This is a genomic window from Alkaliphilus peptidifermentans DSM 18978 (assembly GCF_900101495.1).
Taxonomy (GTDB): Bacteria; Bacillota; Clostridia; order Peptostreptococcales; family Natronincolaceae; genus Alkaliphilus_C; species Alkaliphilus_C peptidifermentans.
The window spans coordinates 73026-90446 of sequence record NZ_FMUS01000012.1 but is presented as its reverse complement, the minus strand read 5'-3'; the positions used below and the strand labels follow the sequence as shown (position 1 = coordinate 90446).

Below are 17421 nucleotides of genomic sequence, written 5' to 3'. Positions count from 1 at the left end.
AAAGCTTAAATACAATAAACTTTTTAAGATATTATTACATGTATATTTAGCAAAAACTATGTGGATACATATATTAATTATAAACGAAATAAGAGAGATGGTGAAGTTATAATGTTAAGCTATACTGATATTTTTCTGCGCTTAATTTTGGCAACTTTTCTTGGTGGACTAGTAGGAATTGAGAGGGAAAGCATAAAGAGAGCTGCAGGCTTTAGGACACATATATTGGTTTGTACTGCTGCAGCATTAATAATGTTACTTTCACTATTTATATTCGAAAATTACAAGCATTTTACAAATTTAGATCCAGCTAGGCTAGGGGCTCAAGTTATTAGTGGAATTGGATTTTTAGGTGCTGGTACAATTCTTAAAGATGGTAATACGATTAAAGGGCTGACTACAGCCGCCAGTCTTTGGGCTGTTGCTTCAATAGGCTTAGCCTTGGGGGCTGGCTTTTATTCCGGAGCTATTATAACAACATTAATTGTATTAATTGCCCTAAAGGTTTTTTCTAAGCTTGAGATTTATATACCAGATAGAAGAAGTATTATAGCCATTCAATTGACCATTGATAATGTGCCAGGACAGTTAGGAAGAGTTGCTGAGGCATTAGGTAAGGAGAATATCTCAATAATACATGTTTCATTGGAAATGGAAGCAGAGGACAGTAAAAAAGCTTATTTAAATTTAAGGGTAAAAATGTGTGAGAATTATAAAGATAAACAACAGTACAAGGATATATTAATGATGGTACTTAGTAATATTAAAGGTGTTAGAAAGATCAGCATATTATAAATATGACCAACTAAATATTAAACAATTTATTGGAAAAGTTTATGGTAAATGATATAGTATAATCGAAAAACAATTGGAGGTATCTAATATGCGGGTTAGAAATATACCAGGAGTGGAGGAATTATTAAAGAATTCTTCTTACTTCGTAAATGATCACTATAATAAAATAAACAAGTGGAGGAGTTTCTTCAAAAATGATAATAAAATACACATTGAAATTGGCATGGGTAAAGGGAAATTTTTAGTTACATTAGCAAAAAATAATACTGATATAAATTACATTGGAATAGAAAAATCAAAGGAACTATTATATAAAGTGGCAAAAGAAATAGAAGATAGTAATTTGAATAATCTTTGCATAATTAATATTAAAGCAGAGGATATTATAGAAGTTTTTGGCCCAGGAGAGATAGATAGAATATATTTAAATTTCAGCGATCCCTGGCCCAAAAAAAGACATGGGAAACGACGATTAACCCATGGTGATTTCTTGGAAAAATACTGGCAAATATTAAAGCAAGGTGGAGAGATACACTTTAAAACAGATAGCTTGGACTTATTTGAATTTTCACTGGAGGAGATTAGAACTAGTAGGTTTAGCGTATCGAATATATATTATGATTTACATAAAGAAGCAAATATCAGTAACGTTTTAACTGAGTACGAAGAAAAATTTGTGAATCTTGGCAAAACAATATATAAATATATTGCAGCAAAGCCTTAAGCAATTTTTACTAGATTAATCGCTTTTTCCACTTCTGTTATTAAGATTTTTATATTGTCGAAGGCAAAATTTGATTTTAGTAGTTGGTTTTTTATACTATGGAATTCTTGACAAAGAGAATTAAAGTGCTCATAGTTAAGGTGTTTGTTCTCTAAAGTTTCTTTTATCTCATTTAATCTAATGATAGCTTCAAGTGTGGTCAAAAGAATCGTCTCCTTATTACTTAAAAATATATGTATTATAGTATATTTACTATAATACATGAAAATATACTTCAATAAGTTAAATATCATAAGACAGTTGGTTAAGTTTTATTTATTTACTTATTAAGTTTTATTAATTCTTTTTAAAACATCCAACACTGCTTCATTTATCAATAAATTTAATAATTGGCAGGAATAGTTGAATAAATGGTCGAAATTTATAACAAGAGTTACAAAGCAATAAAGGGGGAGTAGTAAATGGATAAATGTCTATATCAATGGTTCGAGAGTAACCCATACAAGGAAGTCACAAAATATTATTCAATAGAGCTTAAAACACAGCAGCCCATGACTTTGTTATTAAAATCCATGATTCCACCCCTATTTTTTGATGGAATTAATCAAACCCATTTCTTAAGGATTGATTCTACAGATAGAATTTCATTGTATCTAATATGTAATGGAGAGAAAGATATGGATTGGATGCTGGAGGATATTAAATACGAAGCATCAATGAATAGTGAAGCACTTCAATTGTGGTTATATGCAGGTAAAGAAGAGGCATGCTTTAATTTTTGTATCAATGATTTTAAAGCCATTTATAGTATTATTAAAATTGCCCTCCAAAATGAGATTTGTGTTTATTATTTAATGGACCAAAAGGAGCACTATTGTTATTTAGGCTATCAACAATTACAAATAAACGATAACATAAAAAAACAGATTTTAAACGATGTATACATCCGTCTAAAATCTGTTGGAATACTATAAAACTATAAATAATATGTTTTCATCAAAACCTCAATAATACCGATAATAACGATATTTGATATACCCCATATAATATTCTCGATAGAACCCGAAGCTTTTTTGTCTTTTTCTTCCTTCAATACCTCAGTAACATTAGAATGATCAACTAGTCGAGTGGTCTTTCTAAGATTTATAGGGGTAAAGAAGGAAAACAATCCAAATACTATTATGAATGATGCAAAAATAATATTCAGATTGAAGACAACATTCCAATGATTTTGACCTCTAACTAGACTATATAGTAAACCTACTAAAGAAATTACTACTACACTGGCAAATGAAAGCTTTAGTGTTTTTTTTATTGAAGTTAAGATTCTATTAAGCATTGGCTCACACTCCGATTTATCATAATTTGCACTAAGCACATTAATAGTATAGTACAAATTTTCCAAAGAAACAATCTTTACAGGGTAGTATTAATGTATTATAAAATATGATTCGTATAATACAAATTTATGCTTTATTTAATACATAAATAAAACTCCTAAAGCTTTTGGGCCAAGATGTGCACCTACAACAGGTCCAAGTACCTGAATATCAATTCTTGACTTAGGAAATTTTTCTTCCAACAGTTTCTTTATATCTAATGCTTCATCTAGGGCATAAATATGGCAAATGTTAATAACGGTTGACTCTTCTGGAATATTTTCTATTATTTTTTCAAGTGCCTTTTTCTTTCCCCTAACCTTATCCACTGGTACCAACTTGCCTTCTTTTAATGCAATGATGGGTTTGATATTTAACAGATTTCCTATTAATGCTCCTGTATTAGATAAACGACCACCTTTTTTCAAATAATCTAAGGTACCTACAGTTAATAAGATTCCCATTTGCTTTTTTTGTTGTTCTAGTTTATTAGCGATTTCTTCTCTTGAATAACCTTCATCAATCATGTTCAATGCAACTTGAACCAACTCTTTAATATTTGCCGCAGCAGATTCAGAGTCAATTACAGATACTTTACCCTCATCAAGCATGCCAGCTGCAGTTATAGCACTACTATATGTACCGCTTAGCTTTGATGAAATAGTTATTGTAATTACCTCTTTACCTTCATCCAATGCCTTTTGAAAAACCTCTAAAAAAGCTCCAGCAGAGGGTTGTGATGTAGTAGGAAAATCATTAGAATTGGCTAGTCTTTCGAAGAACTCATCAAACTCACCAGGGAAACCCTCCTCTGATAATGTTCCCTCGAAATTTACTGATAATGGTACCATCTTAATATCATGCTTCTTTGCAAAATCCTTGCTTATATATGCAGTACTATCGATAACTAATTGTATTTTTGACATTTTAGCAGCCCCCCCAAAAAATAATTAATGTTTAGCATAAGAATATAATACCAGGTACTAATACCTATTGTAAAGTGTATTTATAAGTTTTTATTTTAATTAGTATACCCTAAATCTTCGGAGGTATATATTAACTAATAAGAACTATTAAGCAATAATTAGAAGGATATAATCTAAAACTTGAATATACAATAATCATATGATAAACTAGCTTTAAAGGATGGTATCATTCAAATGAGCTATACCTATCAAACTAAAATTTAATTTTGTTTCTGCTCAAAGCCTAGAGGTCTGAGACAGAGAAAAGACAACTATTTCTACACTACATACCTTTTTGTTACCTCAAAAAGGTATTTTACATTTATGTGCCTTTTTCTGTGTCGTGGACATTAATACATGGAAAGAGGCTTTTAATATGCCTATAAGTTGATATTCTGCAGCAGGAACATATGAGGAGGGAAGAAATGAAAATAGGTTTTATTGGCGGAGGAAGAGTTGGAAGGAGCTTTGGTAAATATTTAGTAAATAAAGGATTTGAGGTTACAGGCTACTATAGTAGAAGCTATACTTCTGCAATTACTGCGGCTAGTTATACCAATAGTACGGCTTATGACATTTTACATGAGTTAATTGAAGATTCAGATGCTATTTTTATAACGACACCCGATGATTCTATAAAAATTGTCTGCAATGAGATGGTGGAATCTGGAAAATTGAAAAAGGGACAGATACTAATTCATATGAGCGGAGCTCATAGCTCTAGCATATTACAGACTGCAACGGAGTTTGGTTGCCATATATACTCACTGCACCCCCTTCAGGCCTTTGCAAATATTGATGTGGCAGTAGAAAAGCTTAAGAACACTGTCTTTAGTTTAGAGGGTGATAATGACAACATTGAGAAGGTAATAGATATACTTAAAGCCTGTGGTAATGAATATTTTATAATTGATGGTGAAAACAAGGCTCTATATCATGGTGCCGCTTGTGTAGCTTCAAATTATCTTGTAACCCTTATGGATCTTAGCTTAAAAATGCTAGAGGCTGCTGGAATCGAGCCAATGTATGGGTTTAAGGCTATGTCCCCTTTAATATATGGTAGTCTTGAAAATATAATGACTCTTGGCGCCAGTGATGCTTTAACCGGCCCTATCCCTCGTGGAGATCTTAATACTATTGAAAGACATCTAAAAGCAATGGAAGATAAATTACCTAATGAAATTTCATTGTACAAAAAACTTGGTGATGAAACCACAAAGCTTGCTAGCCGTAAAAAATTAAAGGATACAGCTTTAATTACAAGTCTAAATAAATTATGGAAAGAGGAGATTATATGAGTAAATTTACTACTGCATCATTTATTAAAAGCAAACAAGAAGGACATATTATTTCTATGCTGACGGCTTATGATTATTCAACAGCTAAGCTATTGGATGAAGCTGGAGTAGACAGTATACTTGTGGGTGATTCGCTAGGTATGGTTGTGCTAGGGTATGAAAATACATTGCAGGTAACAGTAGATGATATTATACATCATGCAAAGGCAGTGTCTAGGGGTGCAAAGAAGGCTCTAGTAATTGCCGATATGCCATTTTTGTCGTACCACATTAGTATTGAAGATACAATTAAAAATGCAGGAAGAATGATTCAGGAGGCCAATGCACATGCAGTTAAGCTGGAAGGTGGGAAAGAAGTTATAGATAAGGTTACTGCCCTTGTTAAGGCTCAAATACCAGTTGTAGGCCATTTGGGATTAACACCTCAGTCAGTGAATATGATGGGAGGCTTTAAGGTGCAGGGCAAGGAAGAAGGGCAAGCAAGGGAAATTATTGAAGATGCTAAGCTGCTTCAGGAGGCAGGAGCATTTGCAATTGTATTAGAGTGTGTACCTGAAGAATTAGCAAAAATTATTACAGAAAACTTAGAAATTCCTACCATTGGTATAGGTGCAGGGAAATATTGTGATGGGCAGGTTCTAGTTACACAGGATATGTTGGGGATGTTTAGTGATTTTACACCTAAATTTGTAAAAAAATACTGTGATATTGGAGGAAATATAAAAGAGGCAGTTGCACTTTTCTGTGAAGAAATTCAAAAAGGTAGCTTCCCTGAGAAAAAACATACCTTTTCCATTGATGCAGAAATAATTAAAAAACTTTATTAAAGGTAGGTAATAATGATGCATATAGTTTCGACAGTGAAAGATATGAGGCAGGTTATAAGGGAAGTAAAGGTAGAAAATAATACCCTAGGCTTTGTTCCTACTATGGGATATTTACATGAAGGACACTTATCTCTTATTAAACGGGCAAAGCTAGAAAATGATATTGTGATTGTAAGTATATTTGTTAATCCAACACAATTTGGTGCAAATGAAGATTACGATATATACCCCAAGGATTTTAAAAGAGATAAACAATTGGCAGAAACTGCAGGAGCAGACTATGTTTTTTATCCCACGGTAGAGGAGATGTATCCAACGGGCTATAAAACATCGGTTGATGTATCAGAAATTACAGATAGGCTTTGTGGGGCTTCTAGACCAGGACATTTTAAAGGGGTTACGACTATAGTAAACAAATTATTCAATATAGTCGAACCAAATCGTGCGTATTTTGGATTGAAGGACGCACAGCAGGTTGCTGTTATTCAGCAAATGGTAAAAGATTTATTTATGAATGTAGAGGTTATCCCCTGTTCAATTGTAAGAGAATCTGATGGATTAGCAATGAGCTCTAGAAATGTATATTTAACTCAGCAGGATAGATCAGCTGCGCTTATATTATCGAAGAGTCTTATGAAGGCAAAGAAAATTATTAATGAAGGCGAAAGGGACCTTAAAATAATTAGAAATACAATAATAGAGTCCATTAGTAAAGAGGCCCCAGTAAGTGTCGAATATATTGAGATAATTCAATTTCCTTCATTGGAAAAGATAGATATACTTGAAGGGAAAGTCTTAATTGCCCTCGCAGCAAAAGTGGGCAGGGTTAGATTAATTGATAATGTAATTTTGGAGGTTCAAAAATGATGCTAAATTTTTTCAAGTCAAAGCTTCATAGAGCAACTGTTACTGAAGCAAATCTAAATTACGTAGGAAGTATTACAATAGATGAGGCATTATTGGAAGCTGCAAACATCTATCCCAATGAAAAGGTGCAAATAGTTAATAATAACAATGGCGCTAGATTTGAAACCTATGTAATAAAAGGGCAGAAAGATAGTGGAGTTATTTGTTTGAATGGTGCAGCAGCACGATTGGTGCAACCGGGAGATCAAGTTATAATAATTGCTTATTGCTGGTTAAGTGAAAATGATGCAAGGGAGTTTAAACCGAGCATTGTAATTTTAGGAGATAATAACAAAATAATAGATGTTATTCAGGAAGAGAAGCACGGGGAAGTAAAGTGACAGAACCGGAGGTAGAGTATTATTACTTCTACCTCCAACTCCATATTACAGTTATATAGTTATATGAAATCGCTCTATTCTGGGATAGGGTCAGGTTCTCCAAAAAAAACCCCTTTAATTAACCTTGATATATAATATTTAGCAATAATAATCAAAACTATTTCCCCCTCATGTATTATTCGTTATAAAAAACATTTTCAAAGTTAAAATACAGAAAAGTTTCTTATTCTTTCGATATAGTAATTAAATTTGAGTGTGTCTTGTGTTATATAATATAATTCTGCATAATGGGAATATAATTGCTGTAATTTACCCTTAACTATATTACTATTACAAAGAATGACTTCTTCGGCTTTCTTTAAATAGGCTTCTGCCGAAGAAGCTCCACCATTTATTCTCATATAAACTGAAGCAAAGGTAAAATAAACATCTATTATTCCCTCATTATTTGATAGCTTTTCTGATATCGATTTAGTTTCATTTAGAATAATTATTGCTGCATTATATTGTCTCAGTGAAATATGGTACTCTACTAATTGGAGATATATGTTGGGAAGTAATAATGGAGTAATATCATGTTTTAATTCAAAGGCCTTTCTTATATAATACAAAGCTTTATGATGATTTTGTAATTTCCTGTGATGAATAGATATTTTGGCATAAAGCAGTGCTAAGGTATCTAATCTAAGCTGATCCTTTCTGTTAAGTAAAACATTGTAAATTCTCTCTGCATTCTCATTGTTGCCTAATTCCCGGTATATAGTTGATTCAATTAATAATAAATCATCCCCCAGATTAGCTTCTATCACACTGGCTGATAAAGCTCTATACTTATTTATAAATTTCAGTGCTGTTTCGTATTGTTTAGTTTTATAATAGGCAAGTATAATATTGAATAATATTCGTAGCTTGGTACCCTTGCAAACCTTATGTTTATTACCTTCCAAGATTTTATATGCTTTATTATAGTAGTATACAGCGTTATCAAGATGAAATTGCATATAATTGCATTTTCCTATTTCATTATATACAAAGGCCAGCATATTGTAATTTTTTTCAAGAAGAAAATACTCAAGAGCGTTGTGATAGCTTATAGAAGCATTGTTATACTGATAAATACTATAATAAACCTTACCTTGGAGTAAGAAAAACTTTGAACGATATTCTTCTAATGACCAATAATCGATTATTTCTAACGATTTATCCATAAAATCAAATATTACTTTAGGATTGGTAAATGATGAACTATCGACCAGCAACTCAACTTCCTTTAATTGCTTATCAACAATGGCTTTAGCTTGATATACCTCCGTTTCCATTAAGTATTCAACAGTGATTGATTGACCGATTAGACTGTTATGTCTATTAAATTTTTCAACAATAATTGCTGCAGTATCCTTTGTGAGGCTTCGTTTTCCATTTTCAATCATGCTAATAAGGCTTCTTGTAATTTTATCTGAGGTTAAATCATCTTGCTTTAGCCCTATTTTTTTTCTGATTCTCCGTATTCTTTCCCCCGGTGCAACTATCTCCATATTATTTCCCCCTTATTATTACTTCTATCCAATGAAACTACATATGATAATTGGAAAAAACAGAATAAAGTTAACAATGAAATAATTAAATAATAATGAAAAATGTTACAAAAAATACATATTTTTACTAATAATAATATAGCAAATAACCTTTGATATTTCAATAAATATATACAAAAATATTTAAAAATTGACAAATAAAGATTATTTCTATAAATACTCTGCTACTTACTAGACTTGATATAATTAAAAAGCAAATTTCCAACACTAAACAGGAGTTAAAAGTTTTATAGCGAAATATTTTAGTGTAAGCTTATGCTACAATAATAATAGAGATTTATATAGTATATTAATTTGAAGGATTGAAAAAAATGGATAAAGATATAAAAATACTAAAACGATAGGATTTTATCATAAATGTAAAACTTATTTCTATATTAATAACATTGGTACATTTATTGCACGTTGATATATATATAAAGGAGGGTTAAAAATGGATAAAATCATCTCAATGGAAAATGTCACTGCACATTTAAAGGATGGAATGACCTTAATGATCGGCGGTTTTTTAGCAAATGGGACTCCAGATGAATTAATAGACTGTTTAATCAAAAATAATGTAAAGGACTTAACTATTATTTGTAATGACACTGGATTCCCTGATAGAGGAATCGGAAGGTTAGTAGTAAATAAGCAGGTGAAAAAGGTTATTACTTCTCATATTGGAACAAATCCAGAAACTGGTAGACAAATGAATGAAGGAGAGCTTGAAGTTCTGTTGGTACCACAAGGTACACTAATAGAGCGAATTAGATCGGCTGGTGCAGGATTAGGTGGGTTTTTGACTCCTACAGGAATAGGTACCGTTGTTGAGGAAGGAAAAGAGAAAATTGTTATCGATGGAAAAACATATCTTCTGGAACTACCCATTAAAGCTGACATGGCACTTATAAAGGGCAGTAGAGTAGACAAAAAGGGTAATGTTTGGTACAACAAATCTACAAGAAATTTTAATCCTATTATGGCAACTGCCGCTGATGTTGTTATTGTAGAGGCAGATGAAATTGTTGAAGTGGATGAAATTGAAGCCAGCAATGTAGTTACACCATCAATATTTGTTGATTATATTGTAGGAGGGCGAGGCTAATGGATCCTAGAGAAAGAATAGCACGTAGAGTAGCTAAGGAACTCAAAAATGGTGATGTTGTTAATTTAGGAATAGGTATGCCTACAATGGTGGCCAATTTTATTTCTGAAGATATAGAAGTGATCTTGCAATCAGAAAACGGCTTTATTGGAATGGGGCCAATAGCCGAAAAAGACCAGATTGATAAAGACCTAGTAAATGCAGGAGGGGTACACGTTACTTCGAAAAAAGGTGCTGCATTTTTCGATAGTGCCATGTCCTTTGCTATTATTAGGGGTGGACACGTGGATGTTACAGTTTTAGGAGCTTTGCAGGTGGATGAAAATGGAAATCTCGCCAATTGGATGATACCTGGTAAGCTGGTGCCTGGTATGGGCGGGGCAATGGATTTAGTTGTTGGAGCAAAAAAAGTTATTGTATCAATGGAGCATACTGCTAAAGGGAAGGCGAAAATTTTAAAAAGCTGCAATCTTCCATTGACTGCTAAGGGAGAAGTGGATTTAATTATTACTGAGATGGGGGTTATTGAAGTGACTGATGGGGGGTTACTTTTAAAGGAAATAGCTCCTAATATAAGCCTTGAAGATATAATTAATTCAACTGAGGCGAAATTGATTATTTCTCCTATTCTTAAACCAATGGAATATTAAGTCTAAATGATTAATTAGAAAAAGAAGACAAAACAAGAAATATAGAAGCTAAATGAGTTAATAATTATAATTTAATAAAAAAACAGCTGCCGGTAATAATAAAATAAAACTAAGTAATCAAATAACTAATCAAATAACTAATAGTGGAGGGATTCCATGAAGAAAAAGGTAGTTGTTGAAAATACACTTGAAGATGTAAAAAATTATTATTCAAAGCAGGGGTATGATGTAAGTTTGTTATATTTTGATGAGAATATTAATAACATTAACACAGAGGAATATGATGCAATTATTGTTAATGACATTAATAATTCAAACCTTCCGAGAAGTGTTAAAAAAACAGGGAAAGTTGTTGAGGCAATGGGACTTGTACCTCATCAGGTATTTGAAAAAATGAATGCAAATAAACCTTAAAACGTAAAATACAACTAAAATTCTTATGAAGCTAATTTTTTAAGGTAACTAAAACCCTATCAGTTATGAAATATCATAATTGATAGGGTTTTTATATTTATCTGTTAAATTTGAAAATATTAAATTTTCAAAAAAAACATTGACTTTAGAGAAAAATAAGGTACAATAATTATATAACGTTATATAACGTATTATAAAAATCTTACTTAAGGAGTGGTTATATTGAATAATGAGCACATTAAACAACTTGGTGATGCAATAAAAAGTGTAAAATCAGGGGAGGTAAAAAACTTTTATTTTGTTGCATGTGGTGGATCAATGGCATTGCTATATCCAGCACACTATATTTATGATAGAGAGATAGATATACCTGCTGCCATTTACTCCTCAAACGAGTTCATACATCGGGCACCCAAGGCATTAGGAAAAGGAAGTGTGGTAATACTATGCTCCCATTCAGGGAATACTCCAGAAACTGTGAAGGCGGCGGAATTCGCTAGAGGTAAAGGTGCAATAACGATAGCTTTTTCTAATCTTGTAGATTCTCCACTTTGGAAAGCTGCAGAATATCCTATTCATTATGATTGGGGACAAGATGCTGATGCCGCTGAAGAAAATAACGGTATGCTATATAGACTAATTTTTGGAATATTAGAGGAAGTTATATCTAATGAAAAATATGGAAGAGCATTAAAAAATGTAGACAATCTACAAAAAATATATAAGTATAATAAGGAAGCCACCGCTGAAGCAGCTGATGAGTTCGGAAAAAAATACAAGAGAGAAAAGCTTATATACACATTAGCCAGTGGGCCAAATTATGGTGTAGCATATTCTTTTACCAGCTGTCTACTGATGGAAATGCTATGGATTAATTCAAATGCCATCCATGCTGGAGAGTTTTTCCACGGACCATTTGAAATAACTGATTATGATGTGCCATTTATTGTTATAAAAGGTTTGGGAGAAACAAGACCTATAGATGATAGGGCTCATGTATTTGCAGAAAAGTTTAGTGAAAAGGTTGAAGTTATTGATGCAGCAACATTTAACATGGAAGGGATAGATGAAGATTTAAGAGGATATTTTGCTCCATTGGTTGCAGGTGTTATTTTAAGACAATATGCAGACAGAATTGCTGAACACACAGGACATCCTTTATCTGTTCGGCGATACATGTGGAAGATGGAATATTAATATAGCGAGTATTATTTTAGGTAATAAGAAATTAAAGCTGTCAAAGCTACACCTTTGAAACATCATGAGTTCACGGGGGAAGGTAAAAACTGAAAAGCAAATCCTCATAAGGTCAAAGGGATAAGTTTTGGAAATTGTACAAAAATTTAGTTTCTCCCCTTTATGAGAAGAATTATAACTTATTTAATCAGTACATCTTCCATATGGGGAGAAGCAAGATGAATTTCCAATGTTTATAGCAGTTAAAAATCAATTGGTAATAATAAAATAAAAGGAGGATAAAAGCATGAAGAGATTTTTATTAATCATCGTATCTATAGCTATGATTGTTTCTTTGACAGCATGTGGTGGTAGTACAAATCAAGGGAATTCAGGCTCTTCTGATACTGAGAATAAGGTAGTAATTAATTTTTTTCACCGTTGGCCCAATGAACCAAGAAACACGTATTTTAACGAAATAATTTCAGAGTTTGAAGAACTAAATCCCCATGTTAAAATTAATGTAGATAGAGTATTAAATGATCCCTATAAGGAAAAAATCCGTGTTCTAATAGCCTCTGAGGACCTACCACATATATTCACCTCTTGGTCCGATTCATTTGCAGAAAACATTGTATCATCTGGAAAAGTTAAAGACGTAAATTATCTATTTGAAGATGATAAAGAATGGGCAAGTAATATAATGAAATCACAATTACGGGCATTTACTTTTGATAATAAGGTTTATGGTGTTCCCTTTACAATTGATGGCAAAGCGTTTTTCTATAATAAAGATATTTTTCTTGAGCATGGGATAGAAGTGCCAAAGACCTTTGAGGATTTTATAGGAAGCCTAGAAAAATTGAAAAATGAAGGATATGAAACACCACTAATTGAAGGCCTGTCAGATGCCTGGGCAATATCCCATTATATGGGCACAATTTTCCAAAGAGTATTAGATCCAGAGATATTAGATAAAGACTATAATCCCCAGACTGGAGAGTTCACACACCCAGATTACATCACTGCTTTAAATGCCTTTAAAACATTGACAGACTATATGGGAGATGTTGCAACAGCCATAGACCATGAAACAGCGAGAAATATGTTTGCCAATGGAGAGGTGCCAGTAATGTATATGCAGTTTGCAGAAATAAAAATGGTTGAAGATATTGGAAATGTAAGTTTAGGATTCTTTGATTTTCCTCCCTTTGAAGAGGGTAAAGGAAACCCCACTGCACTCACCGGCGCGCCAGAAGGCTTTATGCTAGGTAAAAATGCACCAAAGGAAGCGGAAGAGTTTTTGAAGTTTATTGTCTCAAAAGAAAACGCATACAAATTTACTAAAGTGACGGGTCAGCTTACTGCAGTTGAAGGAGCAGTTACCCCTAGTAGTGCTTCAAACCACTCTTTAGAAGCATATGATATTATATTGAAGGCCTCACAAACTGTACCATGGTTTGATAATGCAGTTAATATAAGCATTGCAGATGCCTTTATGAGAGGTGGACAGTCCATGGCTATTGGAGAAATGACAGCAGAGGATGTATTAAAAAGAGTACAGGAGGAAGCCGCAACACTAAGAAAATAACAAGCTATTTTCACTAAAGGGGACTTTTCTCCTCACCCTTTTCTTGATAGTAAAAGTGGTTATTTTACTAACCACTTTTACTATAATATAAAACACTACTTAATCATTGAATTTACAAAGAAAGTATATCTTCAATAAAAATCCTGATAAACAAACCTGCCTTTGAAGGAGGGGTAATAGACATGAAAAAAGTCACAAAAACCATGGAGCCCTATCTATTTATGCTACCTTGTTTCCTAATGCTTTTCATATTTATATTTTTACCATTAATACAGAATTTTATTAACAGCTTTTATGATTTCAATGCTTTTTCTCCAACCAGAACCTTTGTAGGCTTTGATAACTTTAGAATTTTATTAAGGGATAAGGTAATAGTAACTGCATTAACCAATAACATACGTTATGCTATTATATCAGTAATATTTCAAGTTTTTGTTGGATTAATTTTAGCGGCAATATTGGAGGATAATATTTTTAGAAAGGTAGCTCCATTTTTTAGAGTAGTATATTTCATGCCAGTGGTTATATCTATCTCGGTAATTTGCTTATTGTTTAGCTTTATATATCATCCACAAATAGGTCTTTTAAATAACTTTTTAAAGCTTATTGGCTTAGGAAGCCTTGCAAAACCCTGGCTAGGGCTATCATCATCTGCCCCCTATGCTGTAATAGCAGTTTCGCAGTGGCAAAGCATAGGCTACATAATGATATTATTTATAGTGGCTATGCAGAAAATTCCTAAAGAATTATATGAAGCTGCAGAAATAGATGGTGCTTCAAAGCTGAGACAATTTTTCAGCGTAACAATCCCACAGGTAAGAGAAATGATTTTTGTAACAACCCTAATAACAATAACTGGTTCCATGCTAGTATTCAATGAGCCTTATATTCTAACCAAGGGTGGAGGACCCGGAACAAGCTCTATTACAATGGCAGTTCATATGTATCAGTCAGGCTTCTTTAGAGACAGAATGGGATATGCATCTGCATTAGCAATAATAATATTTGCAATAACAGCAATATTAGCAGTAATTCAATTACAACTATTTAAAAGTGGAAAGGAGGATTAGTAATGCTTAAAATCAAAAATAAAAGATCCTATAAAAATAAATTAGGAGCAGGCGGCAGCATACTTTTTATCATACTGGTGATTTATGCTATCATTATACTATATCCTCTTTTCTGGATGGTAATGTCTTCTATGAAGAGCTATGGTGAAATTTATAATAGTGTTTGGAACTTGCCAGAAAAATGGCTATTCACCAACTACCTAGAGGCATGGGATAAAGGCATATCTAATTACTTTATAAATAGTGTAATTGTAACTGTCTCAACAATAACTGGGGTGCTGATTATAGGTTCATTATGTGCCTATGCACTTAGCAGATATAAGTCTCGAGGAATAAATATAGCCCTTATTGCATGTATGACAGGGATGATGGTTAATCCACAGGTTGCTCTGATACCTTTATATCTTCTTTTGCAAAAACTGGGAATCCATAACACCAGATTAGCTTTAATACTGCCCTATATAGCCCTAAGGCTACCTTTATCGGTATTACTAATAAGATCGTACTTCTTAGGAATTCCTAAAGAAATAGAAGAATCAGCAAGAATGGATGGCTGTTCATCATTTGGAATCTATTCTAGGATATTTATGCCAATGTCAAAGCCAATTCTTTTCACTACAGTTGTCTTAACTGCATTTTATGCTTGGAATGAGTTTTTGTTTGCTATAATATTTATAGATTCCGACAGACTAAAAACCATTCCATCAGGGCTTATGAATTTTAGAGATGCCCTTCAAACGGAATGGGGAGTTTTGCTTGCCGGTATGGTTATTTCTGCACTACCAATGATTATTCTATTGATGGTGCTGCAAAAACATCTTGTAAGAGGTATGTCGGAAGGCTCAATTAAAGGCTAGGAGGTTTTTAAATGAAAATAATTACTGTTGGAGACAATGTTGCAGACTGTTATTTAGATCAAGGATTATATTATCCAGGTGGAAACTGTGTTAACGTTGCCATAAATTCCATAAGGAATGGATGTGAAAGGAGTGCCTATATTGGAATTTTTGGTAATGATAAAAAAGGAGACCATATAAAATGGGCTTTAGATCAAGAAGGTGTAGAATTTAACTATTCTCGAACAATGATAGGCATCAGCGGTCAACCAATGGTGGATATTACAGGTGAAGGAGATAGAGTGTTTGTAGGAGGGCCGAAAAATACTGTTCAACATACAGTAGCATTAAAGCTGACTTTAGAAGACCTTGAATATATATCTTTATTTGATGTAGTGCATACCAGTTGTTATTCAAACTTAGAATATGAGCTTCCTAAAATAAAGAAGTATTGTGATATAGCCTTTGATTTTTCTGATTATAGACATGAGGAATACTTAGATATGGTTTGCCCTCATATTAAATACGGCTTTATGTCAGGAGCTGATCTTACCTCTGAGGAAATTAATCAATTAATTGATTCCTGTCACCGCCTTGGTACTGAAGTAATTGGAATAACCTTAGGTTCTAAGGGGGCTATATTTTCTCATAATGGACAAATCTTTAAGCAAGAAATAATACCAACCAATGTGGTTGATACAATGGGAGCAGGTGATAGCTTCATTGCTGGCTTCCTAACATCCTATATAGATCATAAGGATATGATTATGGCTTTAAACTATGCAGCTAAACGTGCAGCAAACTCTTGTACTATATCTGGAGCATTTGGGTATCCTAAGCCCCTTTAAAAAAAACTTTATATAGGTTATAATTTATGTTGTATTAATACATTATAACTTAAAAGGGGTTGGGATTATGCTGGAACAACAAAGCTCAGTAGCTTTATATGAGCAGCTTAAAGCAATTATAAAAGGTAATATCGTAAATGGAACATATAAGGTAGGAGATAAGCTACCCAATGAGACAGAATTGTGTGAAGCCTATGATGTAAGTCGAATAACTGTAAGAAGAGCATTGAAGGAGCTATCTAATGAAGGCTTAATAGAAATAAAACAGGGGAAGGGCACCTTTGTAGCTAAGCAAAAGCTAAGTATTCAGATTATAGATTTAGGAGGATATACTAACAGGCTATCAAATGATCATAATAAAATTGTAAGTAAAGTTCTTGAAAAAAAGATAATTTCCGCCGATAATGAAGTTGCAAAAGCTTTCCAAATGGATAATGGATTTAAAGTGTTAAGATTAAAACGTTTGATATTAGATGATGAAGCACCATTGAGTATAGACATTTCGTACTTTCCTATCGATGTCTATCCTAACATAATAGATAAAATTACCGATGGAGTATCAACATTTAATATTATTAGAAACGATTACGGAATTGTTATGGCAAAGGCGTATAAAGAATTTAATGTGTTAACTGATCAATATGATTTTAAAAAGCTTTTGAAATGCTCACCTACAGAGCCTCTATTTGGAATAAAAAAAATAATATATGATAATAAAAATAGACCTATTCACTATTCGACCTATTATATAATTGCAAACAATGTTAAATATTTTATTAATGTTGATATTCCTCAGGATAAAAGCTAGTACCGCATCGCAATTAAATTCATAGGCTCTCCTCAGGCAATAACACAAATTTTAATTGCGATGAGGTACTAGTTAAGAAAAAAATTAATAATATATTATTTAGCCATGCAA

General features: G+C 32.7%; 20 protein-coding genes. 16 read left to right on the top strand and 4 right to left on the bottom strand.

Features of this window, described 5'->3' with window-relative positions; genetic code table 11:
- Window positions 1-111 precede the first annotated feature (111 nt).
- Both BLP68_RS10245 and trmB read left to right on the top strand, forming a co-directional pair.
- The gene (locus tag BLP68_RS10245; protein ID WP_091543132.1) at window positions 112-795 is read left to right on the top strand and encodes an MgtC/SapB family protein; all 684 of its coding nucleotides are present in this window, start codon (window positions 112-114) and stop codon (window positions 793-795) included.
- Window positions 796-883: 88 nt separating this feature from the next.
- Window positions 884-1519 (top strand): tRNA (guanosine(46)-N7)-methyltransferase TrmB, encoded by a 636-nt coding sequence (gene trmB, locus BLP68_RS10240; RefSeq protein WP_091543130.1) that lies wholly within the window; start codon window positions 884-886, stop codon window positions 1517-1519.
- Here trmB and BLP68_RS10235 read toward each other — a convergent pair.
- A complete protein-coding gene (locus BLP68_RS10235; RefSeq protein ID WP_091543128.1) occupies window positions 1516-1722 on the bottom strand; it encodes a hypothetical protein in 207 nt (68 codons plus the stop codon). The genes trmB and BLP68_RS10235 overlap by 4 nt on opposite strands.
- A gap of 258 nt (window positions 1723-1980) precedes the next feature.
- Between BLP68_RS10235 and BLP68_RS10230 the strand changes: the two genes are divergently transcribed.
- Window positions 1981-2493 carry a hypothetical protein gene (locus tag BLP68_RS10230; RefSeq protein WP_091543126.1) on the top strand — a complete coding sequence of 171 codons (513 nt, stop codon included), beginning with the start codon at window positions 1981-1983 and terminating at the stop codon, window positions 2491-2493.
- A gap of 2 nt (window positions 2494-2495) precedes the next feature.
- Here BLP68_RS10230 and BLP68_RS10225 read toward each other — a convergent pair whose 3' ends face one another.
- Together BLP68_RS10225 and BLP68_RS10220 are read right to left on the bottom strand one after the other, a co-directional pair.
- A complete protein-coding gene (locus tag BLP68_RS10225) occupies window positions 2496-2858 on the bottom strand; it encodes a hypothetical protein (RefSeq protein ID WP_091543125.1) in 363 nt (120 codons plus the stop codon).
- 138 nt (window positions 2859-2996) lie between these two features.
- Complete coding sequence (locus BLP68_RS10220) at window positions 2997-3824, bottom strand: DegV family protein (protein ID WP_091543124.1); 828 nt, start codon at window positions 3822-3824, stop codon at window positions 2997-2999.
- 449 nt (window positions 3825-4273) lie between these two features.
- Between BLP68_RS10220 and BLP68_RS10215 the strand changes: the two genes are divergently transcribed.
- Genes BLP68_RS10215 through panD form a run of 4 tightly spaced genes read left to right on the top strand, consistent with a single transcriptional unit; the run spans window position 4274 to window position 7235 of the window.
- Window positions 4274-5161, top strand: a complete 888-nt coding sequence (locus BLP68_RS10215; RefSeq protein ID WP_091543122.1) for a Rossmann-like and DUF2520 domain-containing protein — start codon at window positions 4274-4276, stop codon at window positions 5159-5161.
- Window positions 5158-5988, top strand: coding sequence for a 3-methyl-2-oxobutanoate hydroxymethyltransferase (gene panB, locus BLP68_RS10210; protein WP_091543121.1), 831 nt, complete (start codon window positions 5158-5160; stop codon window positions 5986-5988). Before BLP68_RS10215 ends, panB begins: the two co-directional genes overlap by 4 nt.
- A 12-nt stretch (window positions 5989-6000) precedes the next feature.
- Window positions 6001-6855, top strand: a complete 855-nt coding sequence (panC, locus tag BLP68_RS10205) for a pantoate--beta-alanine ligase (protein WP_330389136.1) — start codon at window positions 6001-6003, stop codon at window positions 6853-6855.
- On the top strand, window positions 6852-7235 hold the full coding sequence (panD, locus tag BLP68_RS10200) for an aspartate 1-decarboxylase (RefSeq protein ID WP_091543119.1): 384 nt from the start codon (window positions 6852-6854) through the stop codon (window positions 7233-7235). The genes panC and panD overlap by 4 nt, the downstream gene beginning before the upstream one ends.
- A 203-nt stretch (window positions 7236-7438) precedes the next feature.
- On the opposite strand, the gene BLP68_RS10195 is transcribed toward panD, so the two are convergent.
- The gene (locus BLP68_RS10195) at window positions 7439-8770 is read right to left on the bottom strand and encodes a helix-turn-helix domain-containing protein (RefSeq protein WP_091543118.1); all 1332 of its coding nucleotides are present in this window, start codon (window positions 8768-8770) and stop codon (window positions 7439-7441) included.
- Between the two features lie 493 nt (window positions 8771-9263).
- On the opposite strand from BLP68_RS10195, the gene atoD reads away from it, so the two are divergent.
- The 9 genes from atoD (at window position 9264) to BLP68_RS10150 (ending at window position 17310) form a co-directional block, all read left to right on the top strand.
- Window positions 9264-9917 carry an acetate CoA-transferase subunit alpha gene (atoD, locus tag BLP68_RS10190; RefSeq protein WP_091543116.1) on the top strand — a complete coding sequence of 218 codons (654 nt, stop codon included), beginning with the start codon at window positions 9264-9266 and terminating at the stop codon, window positions 9915-9917.
- Window positions 9917-10567 (top strand): 3-oxoacid CoA-transferase subunit B, encoded by a 651-nt coding sequence (locus tag BLP68_RS10185; RefSeq protein ID WP_091543115.1) that lies wholly within the window; start codon window positions 9917-9919, stop codon window positions 10565-10567. Before atoD ends, BLP68_RS10185 begins: the two co-directional genes overlap by 1 nt.
- Before the next feature lie 156 nt (window positions 10568-10723).
- The gene (locus tag BLP68_RS10180; RefSeq protein WP_091543113.1) at window positions 10724-10981 is read left to right on the top strand and encodes a YkuS family protein; all 258 of its coding nucleotides are present in this window, start codon (window positions 10724-10726) and stop codon (window positions 10979-10981) included.
- A gap of 222 nt (window positions 10982-11203) precedes the next feature.
- The gene (locus BLP68_RS10175) at window positions 11204-12178 is read left to right on the top strand and encodes an SIS domain-containing protein (RefSeq protein WP_091543112.1); all 975 of its coding nucleotides are present in this window, start codon (window positions 11204-11206) and stop codon (window positions 12176-12178) included.
- 286 nt (window positions 12179-12464) lie between these two features.
- Complete coding sequence (locus BLP68_RS10170) at window positions 12465-13748, top strand: ABC transporter substrate-binding protein (RefSeq protein WP_091543110.1); 1284 nt, start codon at window positions 12465-12467, stop codon at window positions 13746-13748.
- A gap of 182 nt (window positions 13749-13930) precedes the next feature.
- Entirely contained in the window at window positions 13931-14818 is an 888-nt protein-coding gene (locus tag BLP68_RS10165) for a carbohydrate ABC transporter permease (RefSeq protein ID WP_091543109.1), read from the top strand.
- 2 nt (window positions 14819-14820) lie between these two features.
- On the top strand, window positions 14821-15675 hold the full coding sequence (locus BLP68_RS10160; protein ID WP_091543107.1) for a carbohydrate ABC transporter permease: 855 nt from the start codon (window positions 14821-14823) through the stop codon (window positions 15673-15675).
- An 11-nt stretch (window positions 15676-15686) separates the two neighbouring features.
- Entirely contained in the window at window positions 15687-16502 is an 816-nt protein-coding gene (locus BLP68_RS10155; protein ID WP_091543105.1) for a PfkB family carbohydrate kinase, read from the top strand.
- 67 nt (window positions 16503-16569) lie between these two features.
- Entirely contained in the window at window positions 16570-17310 is a 741-nt protein-coding gene (locus BLP68_RS10150; RefSeq protein ID WP_091543104.1) for a GntR family transcriptional regulator, read from the top strand.
- Window positions 17311-17421: the final 111 nt, after the last annotated feature.